The sequence below is a fragment of the Mesorhizobium sp. B2-4-13 genome, assembly GCF_006658535.1.
Lineage (GTDB): Bacteria > Pseudomonadota > Alphaproteobacteria > Rhizobiales > Rhizobiaceae > Mesorhizobium > Mesorhizobium australicum.
Map to the genome: position 1 here is coordinate 658,761 of NZ_VFVB01000003.1, position 19,796 is coordinate 678,556.

Genomic DNA, 19,796 nt, shown 5'->3' on the forward strand with positions numbered 1-19,796 from the left:
GCTGCCTCAATACGCGTCGGCGTTGTCGATATTGAAATTGTAGAGCGTGCGCGCCGAGCCGTAGCGCTTGAACTCCGACGGCTTGACGCCGGTCACGCCGGCGCGGTCGAGCAGACCCTGCAGCAGTTCAAGATGCTCGGGCCGCATCTCCTTGGCGATACAATCCGCACCGAGACTGTCGACCTTGCCGCGCACGAAGAGCCGCGCCTCGTAGATGGAATCGCCCAGTGCATCGCCGGCATCGCCCAGAACAACCAGGTTGCCGGATTGCGCCATGAAGGCCGACATATGGCCGATATTGCCGTGCACGACGATGTCGATGCCTTTCATCGAGATGCCGCAGCGCGACGAGGCATTGCCTTCGATGACCAGCAGCCCGCCCTTGCCGGTGGCGCCGGCATACTGGCTGGCATCGCCTTTGACGGTGATCGAGCCCGACATCATGTTCTCGCCAACGCCGGGGCCGGCCGAGCCGTGCACGGTGATGGCGCTGCCGGAGTTCATTCCGCCGCAGTAATAGCCGACGCTGCCGCGCACATCGATGCTAACAGGATGATCGACACCCACGGCGACCGAATGGCTCCCTTTCGGGTTGAGCACTTCCCACGCCGTCTCGTTCGAACCCGGAGCCAGATTGTGGAGCGCTTGATTGAGTTCGCGCAGCGACAGGACGTCGAGGTCGAAGACGCGCGCATGGCTGTCGCGCGTTGCCTTGGAGGTTGCCGGCATGAACTCAATGCTCCCAGAAATAAACGGTTGCGGGCTCCGGTTCCCAGACCCTCGCATTGTCTATGCCGGGCAGTTTGGTCAGCGCGCGATATTCCGAGCCGAAGGCGACATACTGGTCGGTCTCAGCCATCACGGCGGGCTTGCAGGCGATCGGATCGCGCACCACGCCAAAACCATTCTTGGTGCCGACGACGAAGGTGAAGAAGCCATCGAGGTCGGACAGCGTGCCTTCAAGTGCCTCGCCGAGGTTCTTGCCATGCGCCATTTGCGAGGAAAGGTAAGCGGCCGCCACTTCGGTATCGTTCTCGGTCTCGAATTTCATGCCTTCGCGGATCAATTCGCGGCGGACATTGTTGTGGTTCGACAATGAACCATTGTGCACGAGACACTGGTCGGCACCGGTCGAGAAAGGATGCGCACCCATCGTCGTCACTGCCGATTCCGTCGCCATGCGGGTATGACCGATGCCATGCGTGCCGGTCATCTTGCGCACGTCGAAGCGATCGACGACGGCTTCGGGCAGGCCGACTTCCTTGTAGATTTCCACCGCTTCGCCGGCGCCCATGATGCGGATGTCGGGCCTGAGCGACTGGAGGGCCTCACGCGCCGCGTCGACCTTGTCCGGCGTGGTCCTGACCACCGCGTGGGTCGATTTCACCGCAATGCTCACCGGCGCTCCGACGGCCTTCGCGAGTTCGGCGTCCAGGCCGCGGAAATCGCGTTCCGGCTTCGGCGACTGGATGGTGATCTTGGCCTCGTTGCCGGATGTCGCGCCATAGATGGCGATGCCGGCACTGTCAGGGCCGCGATCGCTGAGCGATACCAGCATCTCCGACAGCATCGCGCCGAGCTTCGGCTCCAGCGCCTTGTCCTTCAGGAAAAGTCCAACGATTCCGCACATGTCAGCCTCCCGACGTTTGTGACTAAGATGATGTACCGAATGAAATCCTCTAATTCAATGGCATGAAAGAAATTTTCCTCTGGTTACGTATGCGGCTCAATGCCGCTCTGCGTATCGTTTCCTTCCGTCCGGGCATTATGAGCCCATTTGGCGGTACGGATGCGGGCGATCTTGTAGGCGTCGAGGATCGACAGCGCATAGATCAGGAAGCCGCCGGCGTGACGGCCGACGAAGCTGGCGTCCGGCGGTGAAATCCTGGCGGTCACCCAGGCCAGGACGACCATGAAGAAAAGAAACTGCAGTCCGCGCACCGGGATGCCCAGAATGACATGGCCGCTTGCCGGCAGCACGATTGCGGCGCCCAGGACGAGATAAGGGCTCACTGGCGCCGGCGAAGTGTCTGAAGTGCTCATGCGGCCTGCCGTTCGCTTCGGTTGATGGCGTCGCGCAGATCCGAGAGTGATACGAGCAACCGCTCGATCAGCGCAGAATCGATCCGTGTGTCACCGAACGCGGCTTGCCGGAAGACACCGTAGCGTGCCCGCTCGGCCTCGGCCAGCAGCCACACGATGCGCACTCCGTTCGGCGTGATCAGCAGCTCCTTGGCGCAGCCTTCTGAAAAGGGTTCCATATGGCCGGCGATGATGCTCTGCGGGAACCGTGTGCCCCTGCGGTCTGTCCGCAGCACCGCCTCGGCCGGAAAACCGGGCGCCTTCGGCAACGTATGCTGGAGATGGTCGAAATTGGAGAACGTCGTCGGCGAGCCCGGCCGCATCATCATGTCGAAGATGGCAGGTACCGAGACCTTCTCGGTGATCGAAACGCTGAGCCAGCGCGCCGGCAGTTTCCGCGTCGCCAGCGTGTCGACGATGGTGCGCACCTGCACGCGTTGGCCGTTCCATGATCCTTCCCAGGTGATGACGCCGGCGGTGCCGTCCGAGACATTGTCTGCATCCGCGACGACGGCGCGAATGCCCGCCTCATCGGCGGCCAGCGCTGCCGAGGCCCTGTCGCGGCTGCGGCGCGCCTGCCACGCAAAGTGAAGGACGAGAGCCAGGACAATTGCCCCGGCAAGCAGTGCTGATGTCACGTCTGACATTTTATCGTGCAAGGCCCATCCAAATCCTGGACGGGCCTACTCCCATCAATAGCCCTGCGGTTTCGGCCACGGCATGGTGAACTGGTCCCCACGCCGCACGAATTTGTAGCGATAGAAATGGAACCACAGCGAAATCAGGAAATAGAAGGCGACCATGGCGATCAACTGCGAGCCGAAGCCGAGAAAGATGGCGAAGAAGGTCACCACGCACAGGCAGAACAGGACGATTGCCGGCAGCGGATGGAACGGGTGCGTGTAGCCGCGGCGGATCGAGCCCAGCGGCCACTTCTTCCTGAACATCATGATGTTGATGCTCATGAAGGTGTATTGCAGCACGCCCGACAGGATCGAGAAGGTGATCGCCTGGTTGAGGTCGGCGATGAAGGCGAAGGCCAACGCGATCGGCAGCAGGAACAGGATCGAGCGATAGGGCGTGCGGTATTTCGGATGCACCGCCGAAAACCAGCTCGGCAGATAGCGGTCGCGGCCGAGCGAGAACCAGGCGCGCGCCGCGTCATTGATGCAACCATTGGCGGAGGCAAGCGCGGCGAGCAGCGTCGCTATGAACAGGAGGTTCTCAAGCAGCGGGCTGCCAGTCAGTTTGCCGGCGTCCCACAGCGGATAATAGGTGATGCCGAGATACTCCCAAGGCATCAGCGAGGCGCAGACATACCAGGTCATGGCGGCGGCGATGAGCAGCGTGATCATGCCGGCCATGGTGCCGTAGGGCAGGGAGCGTGCCGGCGAGCGCACTTCCTCGGCGGCCTGGGTGGTCCCTTCGATGCCGAGATAATACCAGATGCCGAACTGGAAGGCGGCGATGACGCCGATCCAGCCATAGGGCAGCGCGTTGCCTGGAGTGACCAGTTCGTTGAGCTTCAGCACCGCGCCTTGCGTCCAGGGGCTGACCGAGAAGAACAGGACGACGATCGAGACATAGGCGATGGCCGTGATGACGAAGTTGACGTTGAGCGTCATCAGTACGCCGCGATAGTTGAGCCAGGCCAGCACCACGATGGTGGCGGCGATGAAGGAATTGTGGGTCAGCCCTTCCACACCCGCCTTGGCGACGATGGTGTCGCCGAGCAGGATGGCGTCGGACACTTCCAGCATCGTATAGGCAAAGACCAGGAACAGCGCGACGTTGAACGCCATCAACGGCCCGACAATGTGCTTGGCCTGCGCATACTGGCCGCCGGCGGCGGCCACTGTCGACGTCACCTCGGAATCGATCATGGCCACCGAGGTGTAGAGCAGCCCGACGACCCAGCACACGATCAGGGCAGCCAGCGCGCCGCCCTTGTCGGCCGAGAAATTCCAGCCGGTGAACTCGCCGACCAGAACGATGCCGACGCCGAGCGCCCAGACATGGGCCGGGCCAAGCACCCGAAGCAGCGATACCCGGTCGCCGTGAATTGTGGTGGTGGTGGTGTTTTCAAGCGCGACCGTCATCGATCAATCCCCACTCAGATCCGGTGTTTTTCGGAAGCGGCTTCAAGCTCGCCTTCACGCGACGAGGTCAAAACGTCCTCGGAGTAGTTCGTATCGACCTTGAACCAGTCGTAGAGCATCCACAGCGCGAGCACGATCGAGATGCCCCAGCATGCGTAAGAGAGTGCCACCCACATGATCGTGTCCCCAAATTCTTCGTCGCCAAACTTTACTTGTCGTCGAACTTCTCGTTGATCACATCGCGATATTCGCGGTCGGATGCCCGGAACAGGAACACGAAATAACCGATCAGGACGGCCGCCATGATGATCAGCGTCGGCCAGTCGATGATGTAGTGGAACCGGTTCTGGATGATGTCGTGCGCGGTCTCGGGCGTATAGCCGAGCTTTTCCCAGATCGACGCCATGGTCGGATTCTGCCCGAGCGCTTCCCAGGTCTTGGCATCGAGCGCGTCGATTGATTTTGCGGCACCGGCAAGACCAAGCTTCAGCGGCAGCCACAGCGCCACGAAGATGGCGACCACGACAACGGCGATGTCGAAGACTTGCCCAGCCTTGCTCTGCTCCGGCGGCGTATAGCGGGACATTGTTTCTCCCCTCAGGACTTGCGGTTGCGGGATGCGTCGGCGTTCTTGATGTCGAGCCCGTAGATGAATTCCTTGTCTTCCTTGTAGTGTTTGACCATCGCCAGGATGGCTGCCGTGTTGAAGATGAGCACGGCGGCGGCGGCAATGGCGACGACGGCCTTGATGCCGCCCTGCGGAATGTATGGCCATGTCATGAAGAGGACGAAGAGGATCGTCGCCCACAGGCAGATGATCAGGAGCGCGGATCCGCGCAAGTCGGAGCGGTACAGCGCCTCGATGCGCTGCTGCAGGTCTGCCATCGGTTTTCCCCTTCTTTGCCGACGCCCGGTTCCGAATCCACCGCCCGCCGCTCTCTTTCAAGAGAGTGAAATTTTTTTCATAAATTCAGACCGAATTTCGCAATTGTCAAGACGAATTTACGCTGAGTTAACCGCTTGCTTCGACCTGCCGATTTTGCCTGACAATGAAATTATTTGCTTTTAGGGGATTGCGGGCCTCTCGCGTTTGCGATCAATATTCGACCAAGCTCCCGGCCTGGCGCACGGGAGCAGGGAACAGCAGCATTTTCGAATGGAGGACGAGCGGATGACGGCATCCTGGAGATTTTCGACCCTGGCGGATCGCCATCGTGCGCTGGGTTCGAAACTCGAAGACTGGAGCGGCATGGGTACCGCCTGGACCTACGACAAGGATGCCGACGAGGAATATATCGCCATCCGCACCAAGGCCGGCCTTATGGATGTTTCCGGCCTGAAGAAGGTGCACATCACAGGGCCGCACGCCTCGCATCTGATCGACCTCGCCACCACGCGTGACGTCGAAAAGATCTATCCCGGCAAGTCGGCCTATGCCTGCATGCTGAACGAGGCGGGAAAATTCACCGACGACTGCATCCTCTACCGCACGGGACCGAATTCCTGGATGGTGGTGCACGGCTCGGGCACCGGCCATGAGGAACTGCAGCGGGCGGCGATGGGACGGGACGTGTCGCTGCGCTTCGACGACAATCTGCACGATTTGTCGCTGCAGGGGCCAACAGCGGTCGACTATCTGGCCAAGCACGTGCCCGGCATCCGCGACCTCAACTACTTCCATCACATGCAGACGCAGCTGTTCGGCTTTCCCGTCATGATCTCGCGCACCGGCTATACCGGCGAACGCGGCTACGAGATCTTCTGCCGTGGCCAGGACGCCGGCACGATCTGGGACAGGATTCTCGACGAGGGCAAGAACGCCGGCATCATTCCCTGCCGCTTCACCACGCTCGACATGCTGCGCGTCGAAAGCTACCTGCTGTTCTACCCCTACGACAATTCCCAAAAGTATCCGTTCGAGAATGAAGGCCCCGGCGATACGCTTTGGGAGCTCGGCCTAGACTTCACCGTCAGCCCCGGCAAGACCGGCTTTCGCGGCGCCGAGGAGCACTATCGCCTGAAGGGCAAGGAGCGCTTCAAGATCTATGGCGTCCTGCTCGACGGCAAGGAGCCGGCGGACGAGGGCGCTCCGGTCTATCGCGACGGCAAAAAGGTCGGCGTTGTCACCTGCGCCATGTATTCGCCGCTGGTCGAGAAATCGATGGGCATTGCCCGGCTCGACGTCGACTGCGCGGTCAAGGACACCACGCTCGAGATCCGCAACAAGAGCGGATCGATCAAGGCGACGGCGCAGCCCTTGCCGTTCGACGATCCCAAGAAGACCAAGCGCACGGCGAAAGGCTGAGGCATAATCGACAGCGAGGGGTTTCGAGGCACGAAGACTTAAATGGCAGCCAAGACCATCATCAGCCGGCCCATTTACGGGACCCTGTCTCCGCAACCCGGCAGGCATCATCTTTTCGTCGCGGACGCGGAAGGCGCGCTCGCAATTGCCGATATGGCCCGAACCGCGCCACCTGGCTTTTTCGATGGTGCCGAGATCGTCTTCATTCCCGGTCCTGACGGGAAATACAGTGCCGCTCTCGAAGCACTGAAGCCAGCCCAGCTTCATCTGGCCCCGTCCTTCGCCAGTCTGCTGCCGCGTCTGAAGCAGACGCTTGATAACGCGCATATGGGGCTGCGCCTCTATCTCGCCGGCACCGAAGGGCTGATCGGGCAGGCCATGCAGGTGGCGCTCGAAGCCGGCATTGACCACACCTCCGTGCAGACCGAGCATCGCGGCTCGCTGGCGCGGCGCATGCAGTGCGTGCACTGCAAGGGCATCACCGAGAATGTGACGACGCAGCCGGCGACCTGCTCGCATTGTGGCCTGCTTCTCCTGGTGCGCGATCACTACTCAAGACGCCTCGCCGCGTTCCAGGGCGTCTGCATCAATGCCGAGGATCGCAGTGAAATTCCTCCGATGGAGGAGATATTTCGATGAGCACCGGCACCACCAAGCTCGACGTCGTCGTCAGCGATGTCGTCCCGGTCAATGAGCTGGTCACCCGGTTCCATTTTCGCCGGCGTGATGGCGAGCTGTTGCCGACCTTTTCCGGCGGCGCCCATGTCGTGGTCGAGATGCGCGATGGCCAGCGCACAAGGCTCAATCCCTATTCGCTGATGAGCTCGCCGCTAGACACGCGCGAATACACCATCTCGGTGCGCCGCGACGACGTCGGTCGCGGCGGCTCGCTGTTCATGCACAGGTCGGTCAAGCCGGGTCTGGAGATGGTGATCAGCTATCCGGTCAATCTTTTTTCGCTCGATCTTCGCGCCAAGAAACACCTGATGCTGGCCGGCGGCATCGGCATCACGCCGTTCATGGCCCAGACCGCGCAACTGGCGGGGGAGGGCGGCAATTTCGAACTGCACTACACCTGCCGCACCGCTTCGCTTGGCACTTATGCCGACGTTCTGCGGGAACGCTACGGCCGTCGCGTCCGGCTCTATCACGATGACCTCGAGGAGCGGATCGAACTCGACCGGTTGCTATCCTCGCAGCCGCTCGGGACGCACCTCTATGTCTGCGGCCCGGCCGGCATGATCAACTGGGTGCGCGACCGCGCAGCTAGCCTGGGCTGGCCGCCGGAGACCGTCCACTACGAGCATTTCGCGGCGCCGCAGCCCGGCCTGCCATTCGACGTGACGCTTGCCGTCAGCGGCAAGGCCATCCGCGTCGGCGAGCAGCAGAGCCTGCTGGAAGCCATTGAAGCCGCCGGCGTCGATCCGCCCTATCTTTGTCGTGGCGGCGTCTGCGGCCAGTGTGAGACCAACGTCATCTCGTGTGACGGCAAATTCATCCACAACGACCATTGGCTGAGCGAGGAAGAGCACCGTTCGGGCAGGAAGATCATGCCGTGCGTGTCGCGCTTCGAGGGCAGGTCGCTGGTCTTGGAAAGATAGGAGGCGAGAATGGGCATCACCTTCCGCAAGGAAACGTTCCGCGACGACTTCACTTTCAAGAACAGCCCCGAGCACATCAGGCGGTTTCCGTTCCCCTTCCATGAAGACAGCTACATGTACGCGGTCAACATCGAGCCGCATGTCGTCGGCCCCAAAGGCTCGGTGCTCGAAAACCTGATCGACGTCGACGAACACTATGTCGCCGAGATGCAGGACCGCGCCTTGGTGCTGGCCGAGGATCCCCTGCGCTGCCAGTCGCTGCCGCACATGACGCTCGCCGGCTGGGACCTGCTGGAGCTTTTGATGGAGCAGCAGGCGCTGGGCTATCCCGAGCATTTCACGCTGACGCGCGACGGCGACCGCTGGCGCTGGATCAACCGGCCGCTCGGCATCGACGATACTTTCACCTTCGGCGACACCTCGACTTTGCCTTACGGGCCGATGGAATACATCACCCGTCAGAGCCAGGGCGATTTCTGCATCCTCGACCAGCGCGACGGCAATCTGTGGATGGACGCAGGCATGGTCACCACCCAGGCCGACTGGTCGCTCGATTTCGACATCGGCATGAATTTCTTCGAGTGGCACGCGCCTGTGCCGCTGGCGCATGAGAAGGGCATTTTCACGCGCGCGCTGAAGTTCCTCACCAACATCCAGCAGGGCAAGCCGGCACGGCGCCTGAACTGGACGATGACCATCAATCCGCGGCTGGACACCAGCCCGGAGAATTATCACAAATGGGGTCCGGACCGCGCGACGGTGACGTCGGAGAATGTCGGCGACAAGGTGCATCTGCGGGTCGAACTGCAGAGCTTCTGGCGGCTGCCGCGCTCCAATGGCATCGTCTTTCCGATCCGCTGCTACCTGATCAAGATGGACGAACTGGTGACGCAGCCGAAATGGGCGCGGCGCCTGCACCGCGTCATCCGCGACCTACCCGAGGAACTCGCCAGCTACAAAGGCCTGACGCGCTTTCGCCCGACACTGGTCGAGTGGTTGTCGAAGCTGGACGATGGCAGCCCGACGAGCCCGGGGTTCGGGCCGGATTGAAAGCCCCCCTCGTCCGGCCGCTTCGCGGTCACCTTCTCCCGAGGGGAAGAGATGACCGACGCCGGCGTCAGGCTCCTCTCCCTTCGGGGAGAGGCCGGATTGCCCGAATTGCCCTTTCGCAATTCGGTTGGCAATCCGGGTGAGCGTTGCGGCGGCCCGCCTACCCAGCACTGCCCTGCGGGTAGCAGATAATCGACAAATACCGCATCGGCAGTTTCGTCAGTTGCTCCGGTCCGTGCGGCGCGTCGGCGTCGAAGAACAGGCTGTCGCCGGGCTTCATCGGGTAGAGGTTGCTGCCATGCCGGTAAACGACCTCGCCCTCGAGCATGTAGAGAAACTCCATGCCTTCGTGCTGGAAGGTCGGGAACACGTCGGAATCCTCGGTCAGCGTGATCAGATAGGGCTCGACGACGACGCCGCTGGTGTTCGAACCGATATGGCCAAGCAGATTGTACTGGTGGCCGGCGCGCGTGCCGCGGCGCTCGACGTCGAGGCCCTGGCCGGCCTTGACGAAGACGGCGCTGCGTTCTTCCTCGAAGCGGCGGAAGAAGGCGGTGACGGGAACGCCGAGCGCCCGCGACAGTGCCTGCAAGGTGGTCAGCGACGGCGAGGTGATGCCGTTCTCGATCTTCGACAACATGCCCAGTGAAATATCGGTGGCGACCGCGAGATCCGCCACGGTGATGCCGAGCTTCTTGCGGAAGGCCCGCACCTCGCGGCCGATCGCGACCTCCAGCACTTTTTCGCGAGTATCGCGAATAGCGTGCGGGTTTTGTGTCAGCGGCGCGCGTATGGTCCTGCCGTCCGCCGACACTTTCGGCGACGGCTTTGGCTTTGCGCTCGCGGGAGCCTTGGAATCCGAATTAGCCTTTGCCATGTCGCCCCCAATCGTCAGGATTTATTTCACTCAAGGTGAACATGTCAGGTGCCGATACAGGAGCGCAACCGCAACGGCAAGCCATCTTATGTTGCGCGCGGCAGTGCGACCATCACGGCGCCCGCGGGTTTTCCGCCAGGAATCCACTGCGCGCAAACGCCGTTCCAGCAGATGTCTGTTGACAGCACCAAGAGGCCAATTACTGTCACTGCCAGTGAAATTTGTTTCGCTGGGGAAATCAAAAAAGGAGGCCCGGAATGAACACTCGCGTTGCCGTCATCGGAGCCGGACCGTCCGGTCTGGCCCAACTCAGGGCTTTCAAGTCGGCGGCCGACAAGGGCGCCGAGATTCCCGAGATCGTCTGCTTCGAAAAGCAGTCCGACTGGGGTGGCCTGTGGAACTACACCTGGCGTACCGGCCTCGACGAACATGGCGATCCCGTGCACGGCTCGATGTACCGCTATCTCTGGTCGAACGGGCCGAAGGAATGCCTGGAATTCGCCGACTACACATTCGAAGAGCATTTCGGCCGGCCGATCGGCTCCTACCCGCCACGTGCGGTGTTGTGGGACTACATCAAGGGCCGCGTCGAGAAGTCGGGCCTACGCAAATGGGTGCGCTTCAACAGCCCGGTGCGTATGGTCACCTTCTCGGACGAGACGAAGAAATTCACCGTCACCGCGCATGACCGCACCAACGACGTGACCTATTCGGAAGAGTTCGACAATGTCGTCGTCGCCTCCGGGCATTTTTCTGTGCCCAACGTGCCCTATTTCGAGGGCTTCTCGACCTTCAACGGCCGCATCCTGCACAGCCACGATTTCCGCGACGCGATGGAGTTCAGGGGTAAGGACATCCTGATCATCGGCCGCTCCTATTCGGCCGAGGACATCGGTTCGCAGTGCTACAAATATGGCGCCAAGTCGATCACCTCCAGCTATCGTTCCAAACCGATGGGCTTCAAATGGCCCGAGAATTGGAAGGAAGTGCCGCTGCTGCAAAAGGTCGTCGGCAAGACGGCGCATTTCAAGGACGGCACGACCAAGGATGTCGACGCCATCATCCTGTGCACCGGCTATCTCCATTCCTTCCCGTTCCTGACTGACGATCTCAAGCTCAAGACCGCCAACCGCATGTGGCCGTTGGACCTCTACGAGGGCGTTGTCTGGGAGAAGAACCCGAAGCTGTCCTATATCGGCATGCAGGACCAATTCTACACCTTCAACATGTTCGACGCGCAGGCCTGGTTCGCGCGCGACGTCATCATGGGCCGCATCAAGCTGCCGTCGGCCGAGGCGATGGCAGCGCATGGCGCCAAATGGCGCGCCCGCGAGGAGACGCTGGAGGACGCCGAGCAGATGATCTGGTTCCAGGGCGACTACACCAAGGAATTGATGGACCAGACCGACTATCCCGGCTTCGACGTCGAGGCGGTCAACCAGACCTTCATGGAGTGGGAGCACCACAAGGCCGAAGACATTATGAGCTTCCGCGATCATTCCTATCGCTCGCTGATGACCGGCACCATGGCGCCGCTGCATCACACGCCCTGGCTGCAGGCACTGGACGATTCAATGGAAAGCTATCTCGAGGTGAAAGGGGTGGCGGCCGAGTAGGCCGCCGCCGCTATCCAAGCCTTGCCCGCGCCTTGGCCGTCCAGGCATTGAACAGCCGGTCGGCGACGATGCCGATGAAGGCGATGGCGAGGCCGGCGACGATGCCGCGGCCGGAATCGGCTTTCGATAGCGCGATGAACACTTCCTGGCCGAGATCGCGCGTGCCGACCATGGCGCAGATGATGATCATTGCCAACGCCATCAGGATGGTCTGGTTGACGCCGAGCATGATCTCTGGCAGCGCCAGCGGCAATTGCACGCGAAAAAAGGTCTGGCGCGGGGTGCAGCCCGACACTTTCGCTGCCTCGATCAGTGCCGGCGGCACCTGCCTTATGCCGTGATTGGTGTAGCGGATCGCCGGCACCACGGCGAAGGCTATCGTTGCAATCATCGCCGTCACGTCGCCAACCCTGAACAGCATCACGACCGGGATGATGAAACAGAAGGACGGCAGCACCTGCAGGGTGTCGATGACGGGTGTGACGATCTTTTCGAAACGGTCGCTACGGGCAGCCATCAGGCCGATGGGAATGCCGATCAGGCAGGCGATGAAGGCGGAGATGCCGCAGAGATAGACCGTCGCCATGGTCTTTTCCCACAGGCCGGTGACCGCGCAGAAAGCGGTCAGCATTGCCACCAGGATGGCCAGCCGCGGGCCGGAAAGCTGGTAGCCGGCAAGGCCGAGCACGAACACCGCGCCCAGCCAAGGGAAGCCCTCGCAGAAGGCGCGCAGCGGATTGAGCACATTGAGGATCAGCGCCACACGGAAGGCTTCGATGAGATCGAAGAAGTTGATCGTCACCCAGTTCACCGCCGCTTTCCACAGTGGCGCGGTGGTGAAGGTGATCGCCTTGGGCACGGCCGCGAAGGCGGGTACGAACAGGCCGAGCAGAGTGGTAACGGCAAGGATGGCAATGGCGAGCGTCAGATTGGGGTAGCGGCGCCAGAACTCCGGGCTCCCGGATCGGTGGACATTGCCCTTCGCCTGCTTGTGGGCAATGGCCTGGCTCAGCCGGTCGAGCGCGATGGCCAGTGCGACGATGGCAAGCCCGGCTTCCATCGCCTCGCCGACCTTGAGCGCGCGAAGCGCCAAAAGCACGTCGTAGCCCAGGCCGCCGGCGCCGATCATCGAAGCGATGATCACCATGTTGAGTGCGAGCATGATCACCTGGTTGACGCCGACCATCAGTGTCGGCCGTGCCGACGGCAGCAGCACGCGCCACAATTTCTGCCGCGCCGTGCAGCCTGCCATCTCGCTGAAATCGTCGATCTCGGTCGGCACCCGAGACAGGCCCAGCATCGTCGCCCGCACCATCGGCGGCGTGGCGAAGATGGCGGTGGCGATCATCGCCGAGACCGGGCTGTTGCCGAACAGCAGTAGCATCGGGATGAGATAGGCGAAGGTCGGGATCGTCTGCATCAGGTCAAGTGCTGGGGAGACCACAAGCCGCTCGGCCCACGGGGTGCGCCAGGCCCAGATGCCGGCGAATAGCCCGGTGAGAATACAGAACGGCACCGCGATCGAGATCAGCGCCAGGGTCAGCATGGCACTGGTCCATTGGCCGAACAGCGCGATGTAGAGGAAACATCCGCCAACCAGCAGGCTGAGCTTCCTGCCTCCCGCCGCATGGCCGGCGAGGAAGGCGACGGCGCAGACGCCAACCCAGGACAAACGCGGCAGCACGAAAGCGTCGGCGCCATGGCCGAACTTGAAATTCTTGGCCAAGAGATTGAGCGCGAAGTCGAGCGGCACGCCGAGCACCGCGGTGACCGAGCGCGTCAGCCAGGACAGGTTCGACTTGATCCAGCCCATCAGCGCGCTGACCCAGTCGGCGACGGGGACGACCCGCTCGACCGGGTAGTTGACGGCCCATGGCAGCCTGTCCTGCAGCAGGAACATCACTAGCACGGCGGCAAGCGCCAGCACCCAGATCACCAGCCACCGTTGGATCGGCGGCCTTGTCCGGCTGGCGTTTGCCGTTACCGTCATGCGCCGGCTCGCTCGATGCCGGCCAGAAGATCGATCACCGCTTGCGGCGTCACTTCGCCGATCGGGATGCCGGTGCCGTTGATCACGGCGAAGGGTTTGCCGGCGGCAACGATGCTGGCCGAAAAACTCGATATCTTGGCCTCGGGCGCCACCGTGCCGCCGTGCTCGGCGCCATCGCAGCTACGCATCAGGCTGCGCGCCGAGATCACCTTGGCGCGGTCGACGTCGCGGGTGAACTCGGCGACATAGTCGGTCGCCGGATTGACCACCAGTTCCTCCGGCGTGCCGATCTGGATGACTTGGCCGTCCTTCATGATAGCGATGCGGTCGGCCAGCCTGATGGCCTCGTCGAAATCATGGGTGATGAAGACAATGGTCTTGTGCAGCATGGTCTGCAGCCGCATCAGCTCGTCCTGCATCTCGCGGCGGATCAGCGGATCGAGCGCCGAGAACGGCTCGTCGAGAAACCAGATCTCCGGCTTGGTGGCGAGGCTGCGGGCGATGCCGACGCGCTGCTGCTGGCCGCCCGACAGTTCGCGCGGATAGAAATGCTCGCGGCCGCGCAGACCGACGAGTTCGATGACTTCCCGGGCGCGCGCCTCGCGTGTCGGCCGATCCTGTCCCTGGATACTCAGAGGAAAGGCGATGTTGTCGAGCACGTTGAGATGCGGCAACAGCGCGAAATTCTGGAACACCATGCCCATGCGATGGCGCCTGAGCTCGATCAGGGCGGCATCGGAAATCTTGAGCAGGTCCTTGCCTTCGAATTCGACCTTGCCATGTGTCGGCTCGACCAGCCGCGACATGCAGCGCACCAGGGTCGATTTGCCGGAGCCGGACAGGCCCATGATGATGAAGATCTCGCCCTGGCGGATTTCGAGGTCGACGGCGCGCACCGCGCCCACAAGGCCTGCCGCCGAGACCTCCGCCATACTGGCCTTGCCGTCACGCTCGCGGATGAAATTGGCGGCGTTCGAGCCGAACAGTTTCCAGACGTTGCGGCAAGCAAGTTTTATCGGCCGGGCATCCGTCGCGTCGGATGCCTGTTCAATCGCTTCCGTCATTCAGTCGCCCTTCTGGAACATCAGGAATTGAGGCCCGGCCGGTCAACAGCCGGGCCTCCCTTTCCAGTCGGAGGTCACTGCGCCCAGGCTTTCCAGTCTGCCTCGTGAGCGGCGATCCAGGCGGCGGCGACGTCTTCCGGCGTCTTGCCGTCAAGATCGATCTCGCCGCTCATCTTGTTCAACTCGTCGGTGTCGATCGTGTAGGCCTTGGCCACTTTGTAGGCGACCGGCCATTTGTCTTTCATGCCGTTCCAGGAGTACTTCCAGATCTCGCCATGCGGTTTGCCGCAGTCGTATTTGGCGTCCGGGTTCACGCCCCATTTCGGGTCGGTGTAGCATTCGGGCGTGTATTCGGGGAATTGCACCCATTCGCCCTTGTATTTTGCAGGCGCCCAATGCGGCGAATAGATCCACAGCATGATCGGCGCCTTGCGCTGATAGGCGGAGTCCAACTCGGCGAACATCGCGGCATCAGTGCCGGCATGGATCACGGTGAAGGGCAGCTTCAGCGCCGCGACACGCTCGTCGTCAAAGCCTTCCCAGGTCACCGGGCCGCCGAGATAGCGCCCCTTTGGCGCCGTCTCGGCGGTCGAGAACGATGCCGCGCAAGTGGCGTCGAGCAGAGCGTGCCAGTCCGGCAAAGTCGGACATTTCTCCTTCATGTATTCGGGAAACCACCACTCTTCCTTGGCCTTCGGGCCGAGCTTGCCGAGCCTTTCGGTCTGGCCCGTGGCGTCGGAGGCCTTCATCGCTTCGCCTGCCGTCGTATCCCAGAATTCCAGGCCGACATCGATATCGCCATTGGTGAGGCCGGTTGTCAGGCTGGAGAGATAGTCGGCGGTCGGGTATTCGACGGTATAGCCGAGCTTTTCCAGGATGCCGCCGAGGATCTTGGCGTTGAGATTGACGCTGGTCCAGTCGAACAGCGCGATCTTGATCGGGTCGTTGGATTCCGGCGCCGCTGCCTGCGCTGTCGGCGTCAGGACACTTGCCGCGGCAAGTGCAAAAGCTCCCATTGAGGATTTCGATATCACACTGCGGAATGGCATTGCTTGGTTCTCCTTCAAGCTGTGACGGTTATTGGTCGTTCCCTTGTTGCGTCTTTTCTTGATTGTGTTGGAAAGGCAGGCGGTTGTGCAAGACCGTTCTCGCCATGTCGGGGCCAAAGCCGGCACAGGCGCGATGAGGCTCGGTTTCGGTGATGACGGACGCTGCCGAGACAGCCAGTCTCATGGCCGATCGATCGCCGCGATGGCGATCGTCCGCGGATCGATTGTCAGTCCTGCGGCGCCATGCAACATGCGAGCCATCAAGGTCCCATGATCCCGAGCATTTCCGGCGGAATTGCTCTCGGCTGTCGCCCTGGCAAGCCCCATTTCGCCAGCGCGGTTTCACAGGATGAAAATATATATACCAACGTTCATGCCGCGCAACGACTAACGCCGCGAAGAAGCAGAATTCCAGACCGCAGGCGAAGCCGGCCGACGACGGCGGGACACGGGTCGCACGCCCTGTTTACCAGCAGACGTAGCCGCCATCGACGATCAGGTCGAGGCCGGTGACGAAGCTCGACGCGCGGCTGGCCAGGAAAACCGTCGGCCCGACCATTTCCTCCGGCGCCGCCATGCGTCCCATCGGCGTGTCGCGTTTGAAGATCTTCACCTCTTCGGCCACCTCCGGCCGTTTGTTCATCGGCGTCAGCGTGTAGCCCGGGCTGACGACGTTGACGCGCAGGCCGCGGTCGGCCCACTCCATGGCGAGGCTCTTCGACATGTGGATGACGGCGGCCTTCGAGGAATTGTAATGCGCCTGCGTCAGTCCGCGATTGACGATGGTGCCCGACATCGAGGCGATGTTGATGATCGAGCCCTTGCCCCGCGCCAGCATCTTGCGCGCTTCTGCCTGGCAGGACAGGAACACGCCGGCGACATTGACCTCGTGCACCTTCCGCCATGTTTCCAGCGCCAGTGTCTCCGCTGGTTCGGAGCCGGCAATGCCGGCATTGTTGACGGCGACCGTCAACGGGCCGAGTTCGGCTTCGACGCGATCGATGGCCGTGGCCAGGTCGCCCTCCGACGTCACTGTGCCCGTCAGCACCAGCGCCCTGCGGCCGAGTGCCGTGACCCGGTGAGCGGTTTCGTCCAGCCCACCCTTCGACGCATGGCCAAAACAAGCGACATCGGCGCCTGCCTCGGCCAGTCCGATCGCGATTGCCTGGCCAATGCCGCTGCCAGCCCCGGTGACCAGCGCAACGTCGCCGTCCAGTTTAAAAAGATCCATCGATAGCCCTCCTGCTCAAGGAGGGTATGCGCTGACCTATATCTCGATCAAGCCTTCAGCGGGCTGCGGCATGCCTAGAAATATCCGTCGGACGCGGCCGTGGCTTCCTTTGAGATCTCGACCCCATCGACCAGGATCTTGTCGACCAGTTCGTGGTGGAAGCAGACCAGTCCCTTGATGCGTTCTGCCTCATGCACCGGCTCCGGATAGTACCAGACCATGTTCTCGTGCCGTTTCTTGGGCGTGGTCACGTGATAATAGTTGGAAATGCCCTTGTAAGGGCAGCGTGAGATGTAACGGCTGGGCGCGAACATATCGAGCCGCGTGTCGGAGATCGGCAGATAGTGGCGCACCGGGTGGCCGGTTTCGAACAGGAACACGCCGCGCCGTGAATCGGCGACCTGCTCGCCATCGAGGATGACCTGGACGCGCCGCGACGACGGCAGGCAGTCGACGCGGCGGAACGGGTCGCGGGCGTGCACGAAAATCTCCTCGTCTTCCTCGAACCAGTGGCCCATCTTGCTCCACACGAACGACATGTAGCCCGCGATCGGCGGACAACCCTTGACCGGATCGAGATAGCGCCATGCACCGTCTTCGACCAAGGTGATGCCTGTATTGAGCGAGTAGTGCGTGGCAACGCCCTTGTACGGATCTTCCGTCGTCGTCTTTGAGGGCAGCAGGAACTCCTCGCGCACGTCCTCGATCGGGAAATAGTAGACCGGCAGATGATCGGATTCGTACAACACCAATGCCTTGGTGGTGTCGGCAACGGTCATCGAGCCGACCTGGACCCGCAGCCGCTTCAGCGACGGCATGGTGAAGGCGACATAGCCGGGCTCGAACTCGTACTGCTCGATAGTGTCGAGCACGGGGAAATGCGGTCCGCGACCGCGCAGATGAGGCTTGCGAATGGTAGTCTCCTGTTTCTGTCTGTCGTCGGCGCGTGGTTAGGACGATATGAGGCTGGGCCGACGGCCGGCGAGGGCTTCCGGACGGTGGGCGTTTGCCGGTGTCGAACCGTTGGAGCGATGGCCCCCCATCGTTCGTCGCGGGCCTGTTGCCGGATAGCCTCACGCCCGAAACACGGAGCCGTCCAATATTGCTTCTGCCTGCCGAGCATGATCTTGGCAGCCTCTACCCCAGCGACACCCGATCGAGCAGCAGCCCGGCGGCGATCGGCGGCAAGCCGCTGACATTCTTGCGCACCGGCACCAGGAGATCGGGGAAGTAGCTGAAGATGATGGGTGTCTCGTCGAGCAGCAGTTTCTGGATGTCGGAGGCTGCCGCGCGCTGCGCGGCGATATCGAGCGCCTTGAGATAGCTCGTGACCATGCCGTCATAGGCAGGGCTCTTGAAATGCGCCGCGTTCCAGGCGCCGTCGCTGACCAGCGGGCTCTTGAGGAACACATTCGGCACGCTGCGATGAGCGTAGTCGGTGATGCCGAGCGGGCTGTCCAGCCAGTCCGATTGGCCGAATACGGCCTTGCCGTAATATTTGTCCTGGTCTTCGATGTTGAGCGAGATGCGGGCGCCGATCTCCTTGGCGAAATTCTGGAACAGCTGCGCGTAGCCGGGAATATCGGAGTAGCGCAACGTCGTCAGTGTGATGTCGAAACCATCGGCAAGCCCCGCCGCCTCCATGAGTTGCTTGGCCTCGGCGATATCCTGCGTGCGTTGCGGCACCGACTTGTCGGTGGCCGGGAAGGCCGGCGCGAACGGGCTGTCATTGCCGGTCGCCGCCATGCCGCGGCACAGTCCGTCGACCAGCTTGGACCGGTCGACGCTAAGCGCCAGCGCCTGGCGCACGCGCTTGTCGGTGAAGGGCGCCATGTCGCAGCGCATGTGCAACTGGCGATGCGCGGTCGAGGCGACGCGCAGCACCATGATGTCGGGGCTGTTCAGCACCACCTGGCTGACATCGAGCGGAACCGCGTCGAGAATGTCGACCTCGCCGGCCTGCAGCGCCAGGATGCGCGGCTGCACGTCACCGTAGAACTTGAATTCGAGCCGGTCGGGCAATGCCTTCTCACCCCAATAGTCGGGATTGCGCACGAAGGTCGCGCCAACCTTCGGCGTATAGGTCTCCATCCGGAACGGCCCGGTACCCTCAAAAGTCTTTTCGTAATCGCCTTTGTAGCTCGCCGGCAGGATGACGGCGTTGTAATTGTCGATCGACACCGAATAGGGAAAGCTGCCGTTCGGCGCATCGAGATGGAAGGCGACGGTGTGATCGTCGACCTTCCGGGTTCCACCCTTCGACAACAGGCCCTTGAACACCGACAGCGCGTTGGAGGCGCCGTTGGGATCGGCCAGCCGGTCGAACGTTGCGACGACGTCGTCGGCTTTGAATTCCTCACCATTGTGGAATTTTACGCCCTTGCGCAGCTTGAAGGTCCAGACGCTGCCGTCCGCATTGGGCGACCAGCTTTCCGCCAGAACCGGCTTCAAGGTCAGATCCGGCTGGGTGGTGCAAAGGAATTCGGCGGTCTGGAAAACCAGCTGATAGCTGCCACTGTCATAGAAGGTGACGGGATCGATGGCACCGCCGGGCGTGGCCACGCCGGCGCGCACCGTGCCGCCCGGCTTGCCCTCGGCGCGGGCCTTTCGCGTGCCGAAACCGGCCGCTCCCAAAATGCCGCCAAGCAACGGCAGCGACAGGCCAAGCATGCTGCCGTGGCGGAGAAAATTACGCCGGTCGAGCCTGCCTGCCAGCAACTCGTCGACAGCGGAATTTTCGATTTCCGTGAGGCTTTTGCGGGCGGCGTCGATCGTCATGAAATGCCTTGGCATGGCTGCATTCCTCGCTTGCCCTCGGGAGAATGGCCATTT

At 62.1% G+C, this 19,796-nt stretch carries 20 protein-coding genes; 5 read left to right on the forward strand and 15 right to left on the reverse strand.

Annotation, left to right across the window (positions count from 1 at the left end; genetic code table 11):
- Positions 1-6: 6 nt before the first annotated feature.
- The 8 genes from FJ936_RS11140 to FJ936_RS11175 form a co-directional block, all read right to left on the reverse strand.
- Positions 7-729, reverse strand: a complete 723-nt coding sequence (locus tag FJ936_RS11140) for a GXGXG domain-containing protein (RefSeq protein WP_015318913.1) — start codon at positions 727-729, stop codon at positions 7-9.
- A 4-nt stretch (positions 730-733) separates the two neighbouring features.
- On the reverse strand, positions 734-1,630 hold the full coding sequence (locus FJ936_RS11145) for a glutamine amidotransferase family protein (protein WP_015318912.1): 897 nt from the start codon (positions 1,628-1,630) through the stop codon (positions 734-736).
- A gap of 83 nt (positions 1,631-1,713) precedes the next feature.
- Entirely contained in the window at positions 1,714-2,043 is a 330-nt protein-coding gene (locus FJ936_RS11150) for a hypothetical protein (protein ID WP_140724656.1), read from the reverse strand.
- A complete protein-coding gene (locus FJ936_RS11155) occupies positions 2,040-2,729 on the reverse strand; it encodes a hypothetical protein (protein WP_181171082.1) in 690 nt (229 codons plus the stop codon). Before FJ936_RS11155 ends, FJ936_RS11150 begins: the two co-directional genes overlap by 4 nt.
- A 45-nt stretch (positions 2,730-2,774) precedes the next feature.
- Positions 2,775-4,181, reverse strand: coding sequence for an APC family permease (locus tag FJ936_RS11160; RefSeq protein WP_140507951.1), 1,407 nt, complete (start codon positions 4,179-4,181; stop codon positions 2,775-2,777).
- A 14-nt stretch (positions 4,182-4,195) separates the two neighbouring features.
- The gene (locus FJ936_RS11165; protein ID WP_015318908.1) at positions 4,196-4,357 is read right to left on the reverse strand and encodes a hypothetical protein; all 162 of its coding nucleotides are present in this window, start codon (positions 4,355-4,357) and stop codon (positions 4,196-4,198) included.
- Between the two features lie 32 nt (positions 4,358-4,389).
- The gene (locus tag FJ936_RS11170; RefSeq protein WP_127280938.1) at positions 4,390-4,767 is read right to left on the reverse strand and encodes a hypothetical protein; all 378 of its coding nucleotides are present in this window, start codon (positions 4,765-4,767) and stop codon (positions 4,390-4,392) included.
- A gap of 11 nt (positions 4,768-4,778) precedes the next feature.
- Positions 4,779-5,066 carry a hypothetical protein gene (locus FJ936_RS11175; protein ID WP_140617370.1) on the reverse strand — a complete coding sequence of 96 codons (288 nt, stop codon included), beginning with the start codon at positions 5,064-5,066 and terminating at the stop codon, positions 4,779-4,781.
- Positions 5,067-5,352: 286 nt separating this feature from the next.
- Between FJ936_RS11175 and FJ936_RS11180 the strand changes: the two genes are divergently transcribed.
- The 4 genes from FJ936_RS11180 to FJ936_RS11195 are packed head-to-tail and all read left to right on the forward strand — an operon-like array spanning position 5,353 to position 9,137.
- Complete coding sequence (locus FJ936_RS11180; protein WP_140788037.1) at positions 5,353-6,486, forward strand: aminomethyltransferase family protein; 1,134 nt, start codon at positions 5,353-5,355, stop codon at positions 6,484-6,486.
- Between the two features lie 42 nt (positions 6,487-6,528).
- The gene (locus FJ936_RS11185) at positions 6,529-7,125 is read left to right on the forward strand and encodes a dimethylamine monooxygenase subunit DmmA family protein (RefSeq protein ID WP_140788039.1); all 597 of its coding nucleotides are present in this window, start codon (positions 6,529-6,531) and stop codon (positions 7,123-7,125) included.
- Entirely contained in the window at positions 7,122-8,087 is a 966-nt protein-coding gene (locus FJ936_RS11190; RefSeq protein ID WP_140788041.1) for a PDR/VanB family oxidoreductase, read from the forward strand. Before FJ936_RS11185 ends, FJ936_RS11190 begins: the two co-directional genes overlap by 4 nt.
- A 9-nt stretch (positions 8,088-8,096) precedes the next feature.
- Complete coding sequence (locus FJ936_RS11195; protein WP_140724665.1) at positions 8,097-9,137, forward strand: DUF3445 domain-containing protein; 1,041 nt, start codon at positions 8,097-8,099, stop codon at positions 9,135-9,137.
- A 160-nt stretch (positions 9,138-9,297) separates the two neighbouring features.
- Here the strand turns inward: FJ936_RS11195 and FJ936_RS11200 are convergent, their stop codons facing one another.
- Positions 9,298-10,014, reverse strand: coding sequence for an XRE family transcriptional regulator (locus tag FJ936_RS11200; protein WP_140788043.1), 717 nt, complete (start codon positions 10,012-10,014; stop codon positions 9,298-9,300).
- 257 nt (positions 10,015-10,271) lie between these two features.
- On the opposite strand from FJ936_RS11200, the gene FJ936_RS11205 reads away from it, so the two are divergent.
- Positions 10,272-11,630 carry an NAD(P)/FAD-dependent oxidoreductase gene (locus tag FJ936_RS11205; protein WP_140661467.1) on the forward strand — a complete coding sequence of 453 codons (1,359 nt, stop codon included), beginning with the start codon at positions 10,272-10,274 and terminating at the stop codon, positions 11,628-11,630.
- Between the two features lie 10 nt (positions 11,631-11,640).
- Here FJ936_RS11205 and FJ936_RS11210 read toward each other — a convergent pair whose 3' ends face one another.
- The 6 genes from FJ936_RS11210 to FJ936_RS11235 form a co-directional block, all read right to left on the reverse strand.
- Positions 11,641-13,620 (reverse strand): ABC transporter permease subunit, encoded by a 1,980-nt coding sequence (locus FJ936_RS11210; RefSeq protein WP_141906566.1) that lies wholly within the window; start codon positions 13,618-13,620, stop codon positions 11,641-11,643.
- A complete protein-coding gene (locus FJ936_RS11215) occupies positions 13,617-14,684 on the reverse strand; it encodes a glycine betaine/L-proline ABC transporter ATP-binding protein (RefSeq protein WP_140788046.1) in 1,068 nt (355 codons plus the stop codon). The genes FJ936_RS11210 and FJ936_RS11215 overlap by 4 nt, the downstream gene beginning before the upstream one ends.
- A gap of 74 nt (positions 14,685-14,758) precedes the next feature.
- Positions 14,759-15,733 carry an ABC transporter substrate-binding protein gene (locus FJ936_RS11220; protein WP_140617361.1) on the reverse strand — a complete coding sequence of 325 codons (975 nt, stop codon included), beginning with the start codon at positions 15,731-15,733 and terminating at the stop codon, positions 14,759-14,761.
- A 466-nt stretch (positions 15,734-16,199) separates the two neighbouring features.
- Complete coding sequence (locus FJ936_RS11225; protein WP_140617360.1) at positions 16,200-16,964, reverse strand: SDR family oxidoreductase; 765 nt, start codon at positions 16,962-16,964, stop codon at positions 16,200-16,202.
- A 74-nt stretch (positions 16,965-17,038) separates the two neighbouring features.
- Positions 17,039-17,836 carry a DUF427 domain-containing protein gene (locus FJ936_RS11230; protein WP_015318895.1) on the reverse strand — a complete coding sequence of 266 codons (798 nt, stop codon included), beginning with the start codon at positions 17,834-17,836 and terminating at the stop codon, positions 17,039-17,041.
- 265 nt (positions 17,837-18,101) lie between these two features.
- Positions 18,102-19,757, reverse strand: coding sequence for an ABC transporter substrate-binding protein (locus FJ936_RS11235; RefSeq protein WP_140788048.1), 1,656 nt, complete (start codon positions 19,755-19,757; stop codon positions 18,102-18,104).
- Between the last annotated feature and the right edge of the window lie 39 nt (positions 19,758-19,796).